Source organism: Mesorhizobium sp. M7A.F.Ca.ET.027.03.2.1 (assembly GCF_003999175.1).
Classification (GTDB): Bacteria; Pseudomonadota; Alphaproteobacteria; order Rhizobiales; family Rhizobiaceae; genus Mesorhizobium.
The window spans coordinates 1-5,010 of record NZ_RZOM01000404.1 but is presented as its reverse complement, the minus strand read 5'-3'; the positions used below and the strand labels follow the sequence as shown (position 1 = coordinate 5,010).

Annotated in this window: 2 protein-coding genes and 1 pseudogene; 1 reads left to right on the top strand and 2 read right to left on the bottom strand. The window is 62.9% G+C overall.

Annotated features, from left to right (window positions below; genetic code table 11):
* Positions 1–484 (bottom strand): annotated as a pseudogene (locus EN750_RS18210) (hypothetical protein); the annotation flags it as partial.
* A gap of 10 nt (positions 485–494) precedes the next feature.
* Positions 495–2,750, bottom strand: a complete 2,256-nt coding sequence (locus EN750_RS18205) for a hypothetical protein (RefSeq protein ID WP_189526292.1) — start codon at positions 2,748–2,750, stop codon at positions 495–497.
* Between the two features lie 213 nt (positions 2,751–2,963).
* On the opposite strand from EN750_RS18205, the gene dnaK reads away from it, so the two are divergent.
* Positions 2,964–4,880 carry a molecular chaperone DnaK gene (gene dnaK, locus EN750_RS18200; protein WP_023810872.1) on the top strand — a complete coding sequence of 639 codons (1,917 nt, stop codon included), beginning with the start codon at positions 2,964–2,966 and terminating at the stop codon, positions 4,878–4,880.
* The last annotated feature ends 130 nt before the right edge of the window (positions 4,881–5,010 follow it).

Genomic DNA, 5,010 nt, shown 5'->3' with positions numbered 1-5,010 from the left:
GACCGGCCGAGGTGCTGATCGAAACGCCGGGCAATGGTCCGCCCGAAGCGTCCGTGCCGTCGCCCGACACATTCGCGCTGACGATCGAAAGGCCGTGTGGAAGCTGGTCCTTGAACTCGATCTTGAGCGTTTTCAGCAAGGCTGTCAGGTCGGCGAAGGCTTGCGCATCGCCGCGCAGGCCAAAGCTCAGGGAGTAGACGACATAGTCGCAGCTCCGCTGGGTGCCTTTCTTGGTGAAGAAGGGCACCGCCCGCTCCGGCCTCGGATTGACGATCTTCGAATTGTCGAGATCGAGCCTCAGTTCCGGGGTGATCGGGGCGGCGTCTTCCGCGTGGCTTGCCACAGGGGTGAACATGGCGACCGCGATACCGGCCGCCATCAGCCAGCGCGCGCCGCGCCTGGCGTATGACAGGGGTTTCATGATCGTCTCCATGACTGTGGATTGCGAGCTCGTCGTGAGCGGGGAGAGTGCGAGATTTTTCATCTTCCCCTCCTCAACGTTCGCAGCTGACGGCTGGGGTTCGGAGCGGCAAGATCATCTTGCAGCAAGGGTAGTAGCCACCCTTGTCCTTGTCGGACTTCCTGTAGAAGCAAAGTCCAACATCCACTCTGTCGCCCGGATAGTGGCCGGTGATGTCGACCGTGTAAGGCTTGCCGGGCGCATGCGACTGGGATGATGTCACCCCGACGCCTGGCGTCCTGGACTTTGTCTCATTCGAAGGTTGGGCCTTGATCGAATCGCCGCCGAAGCCGGCGTGGTCATGGAGATAGAGATCGGCCTGGAGGCCGCGAGGCGTACAGTAATACCTGATATCCTCGACATCGATGCACGGAGGCAGGTTGCCGGGTGGTGGGAAATCCGGCGGGTAGAAGGGGGGCAGGTAGCCGCCCGGGATTTCCTCGTAATAGCCGGCGCGGCCCTCGCAAGGATGCCAGACGGCAACGTCGCCGACATGGCCCTCGACCTCCGGATCTTCAAAATAACCGTCGAAGTCGACGAACCAGGAGCCGAAGGGCGGCACGTTGGCCGGCTTGACCAGCTCTTTCGGCGTGATCTGGACGCCATGCACGGCCAGCGGCCCACCGGCGGCGAGCTGTTCGGCGAGTGAAGGATTGTCGCGCAGCTTGTCGCCTGACTTGACCAGCGTCTGCGTGCAGACCGATGTGTCGAGATTGCCGTCGGAATCATAACCATATTGCAGGTCGAGACCGCCGGCGGCCTGCCGGTTGCCCTGCGGGAAACCGACCGCATATTCCTGCGGCACTTCGACCCAGACCGATTCCGTCTCCGGATCGTCCGGGTTCTCTCGGAAGTAGCGGATGACCTCGCCTTTGCCGGAATCGGCGAATTGGCTGTAATCGTAGCGGTTTTCGACTGGGCCGCGCTGGGCCAGGTACATGAAGCCGCTATTGTCGAAGGCGATGTCGGTGACGGCGTAGTCCTTGTCGGCCCTGACCGTCAGTTCCCAGCGCGGGTCGCCGACAAAACTGCCGTCGCGGGCGATGCCCACCGACCAGATTTCCGACTTTTCGCCGACCGAGTAGTAGAGCCGGCCGCCATGGTAGGAGACGCCCCAGACGCGGCGCTCGTCCTGCGTGTAGCCCCAGCTGTCGGGGTCTTCGCTGTCGAAGGTCGCTCCCTTTATGTCCATCACCGAACCGTCGTCGGCGACTGGAGCAAGCCCATGCGCGGGACGGCCGGCAACGCCGTGATCGAAGCTGTCGATCAGCCTGCCTTCGGCATCGATGCGATGGATCAGGCCGGTATCGAGATCGGACGCGAAGAACTCGCGATGAGTGGCGTCGAAAGTGAGATTGCCGATGCCGGGACCGCTGTTGGTGTCGATGTCGGCGAATTTGGAGACCTGGCCGGTGATGCCGTCGATCTTCCAGACGGTGCCCGGCCCGCCGCCGTTTTCGGTGCCGAACTGGCCATCCATGAAGATGGCGCCGGCAGCGCCGCGGCGCTGCCGCTCGGGGCGGCCGTCATCGTCGGCGTCCGGGGTGACGATACGGATGCCGTGCAGCGAGGTGGCGCCGGCATAGAGATTGGGAATGCCCGTCGGAACGCCGTCGCGCACGCCGTCATCGTAGGTGACGCCGAACACCTGGCCGACCTGCTCCGCCGTCACCTCGAAGGGCGGTGGCGTGTTGACGAGCTGGCCGGTGGCTGGTCCGCCCAGTTGCGAGACGTCGAAGACGCGCAAGGTGGCGCGCGTGGTGTCGATGAAGGTTTCGTCGACCGGATCGACGCCGGGCGGCAGTCCCTCTTTTTCGGAATCAGGGGGGTCGAAATTGGGAATGATGGTGCCGGAAAATCCGGTCACCGCCATCGAACCGGGATAGATGATCCGGGTTTCCTGCGCCTGCGCGGCGCCCAGCCACAGGCCGAGTGCCAGCAACCCGCCTGGATGCACAGCGCGGCGCAAGCCGCCAGCAAGAGACGACACGAACGAGCCGCGGATGCGAGACATGACACTACCCCCCGTAGTCGACGGGAGAACGTCGGGTCTGGCCGCGCAAATCAGGGCAAGGCGCGGCGGTCCGGCTCGTTCTTCCCTGATCGAATTGTCTGCTTTCCTCAAGATGACGATACGCCTGCTCTTACGCAGGGTCAACGGAATCAACGGAAAGCCCAGCGCATCGACCTCGTCCCGAAGGCGGTGGTCGCGCCGAGCTCCTGTTGTTCCCGGAGACCTGGGAGTCTCTGGGTTATTGGTCATGGGGGCTTCCTTTCCGGGCCGCACCATGCGGCACCTGGAGATCAGTCGCAGGCGGAGGTGGAAAGGTTCATGGAAGCCTTGCGCAGAATGCTTGCGCGCGATGCCGCCTGTTCTTATATACGCGCCAAGCCGTTCGGCGCCGGAATGCCGGTTGCCGGAACGGGATTTCTTGTGAACAGGGGCTTTCGTCGGAACGCCTGTACGGGTCCTGATAGCCTGCTTAGCGGAGAGACTAGAAAAATGGCAAAAGTAATCGGTATCGATCTCGGCACCACCAACTCGTGTATCGCCATCATGGATGGCAAGGAGCCCAAGGTGATCGAGAATGCGGAAGGCGCGCGCACGACGCCTTCCATCGTCGCCATTTCGGGCGACGACGAACGTCTGGTCGGCCAGCCGGCCAAGCGCCAGGCGGTCACCAATCCTGAAAACACCATCTTCGCGGTCAAGCGCCTGATCGGCCGCCGCTATGACGATCCGGTGACCGAGAAGGACAAGAAGCTTGTCCCCTACAAGATCGTCAAGGGCGACAATGGCGATGCCTGGGTCGAGGCCGGCGGCAGGAAGCAGTCGCCCTCGCAGATCTCGGCCATGATCCTGCAGAAGATGAAGGAGACGGCGGAAGCCTATCTCGGCGAGAAGGTCGAGAAGGCGGTCATCACCGTTCCAGCCTATTTCAACGACGCCCAGCGCCAGGCGACCAAGGACGCCGGCAAGATCGCCGGCCTTGAAGTGCTGCGCATCATCAACGAGCCGACCGCGGCAGCGCTTGCCTATGGCCTCGACAAAAAGGAAGGCAAGACCATTGCCGTCTATGACCTTGGCGGCGGCACGTTCGACATTTCGGTGCTCGAAATCGGCGACGGCGTGTTCGAGGTCAAGTCGACCAATGGCGACACTTTCCTCGGCGGCGAGGATTTCGACATGCGCCTGGTCGAATATCTGGCGGCCGAGTTCAAGAAGGAACAGGGCATCGACCTGAAGAACGACAAGCTTGCCCTGCAGCGCCTCAAGGAGGCGGCTGAAAAGGCCAAGATCGAGCTGTCGTCGACCACCCAGACCGAAATCAACCTGCCCTTCATCACCGCCGACGCGACCGGGCCGAAGCACCTGACGCTGAAGCTGACGCGCGCCAAGTTCGAGCAGCTGGTCGACGACCTGGTCCAGCGCACGATTGCCCCTTGCAAGGCGGCATTGAAGGATGCCGGCCTGAAGGCCGGCGAGATCGACGAAGTCGTCCTGGTCGGCGGCATGACCCGCATGCCCAAGATCCAGGAGATCGTGAAGCAGTTCTTCGGCAAGGAGCCGCACAAGGGCGTCAATCCGGATGAAGTCGTTGCTCTCGGCGCCGCCATCCAGGCTGGCGTGCTGCAGGGCGACGTCAAGGACGTGCTGTTGCTCGATGTGACGCCGCTGTCGCTCGGCATCGAGACGCTGGGCGGCGTGTTCACCCGCCTGATCGAGCGCAACACGACGATCCCGACCAAGAAGAGCCAGGTGTTCTCGACGGCCGAGGACTCACAGTCGGCCGTGACCATCCGGGTCTTCCAGGGTGAGCGCGAAATGGCCGCCGACAACAAGGCGCTCGGCCAGTTCGACCTGGTCGGCATCCCGCCGGCGCCGCGCGGCGTGCCGCAGATCGAGGTCACCTTCGACATCGACGCCAACGGCATCGTCAACGTTTCGGCCAAGGACAAGGGCACCGGCAAGGAACACCAGATCCGCATCCAGGCATCGGGCGGTCTTTCGGACGCCGACATCGAGAAGATGGTCAAGGACGCCGAGGCCAATGCCGAGACCGACAAGAAGCGGCGGGCGCTGGTCGAGGCCCGCAACCAGGCCGAAGCGCTGCTGCATTCCTCGGAGAAGTCACTGAAGGAATATGGCGACAAGGTTTCGGAAGGCGAGCGCACGGCGATCTCCGACGCGATCGCGGCGCTTAAGACCGCGACCGAAGGCGACGACCCGGCCGACATCGAAGCCAAGAGCCAGGCGCTTGCCGAGGCTTCGATGAAGCTTGGCCAGGCCATGTACGAGGCTTCGCAGAAGGAAGCGGCGGAAGCCGACGCCAAGGCGGACGCCGCCAAGGACAGTGACGTTGTCGACGCCGATTTCGAGGAAATCGACGAGGACGACGACAAGAAGAAGTCGGCCTGAACCGTTTGACGGCAAGATAAAGCGAAAAGCCCGGCGAAGGCCGGGCTTTTTTGCAACCCCTTGCAGAAAAACAGCGGGCCTTGCTGAAAAAATGCAGGCAAAGCCGCGTCGACACTGGCATCCCCCTTCC

Bases quoted from the DNA above. Each gene is read 5' to 3' on its own strand.
- EN750_RS18205 (WP_189526292.1), bottom strand. From the start codon at position 2,750: ATGGTGCGGCCCGGAAAGGAAGCCCCCATGACCAATAACCCAGAGACT.
- dnaK (WP_023810872.1), top strand. From the start codon at position 2,964: ATGGCAAAAGTAATCGGTATCGATCTCGGCACCACCAACTCGTGTATC.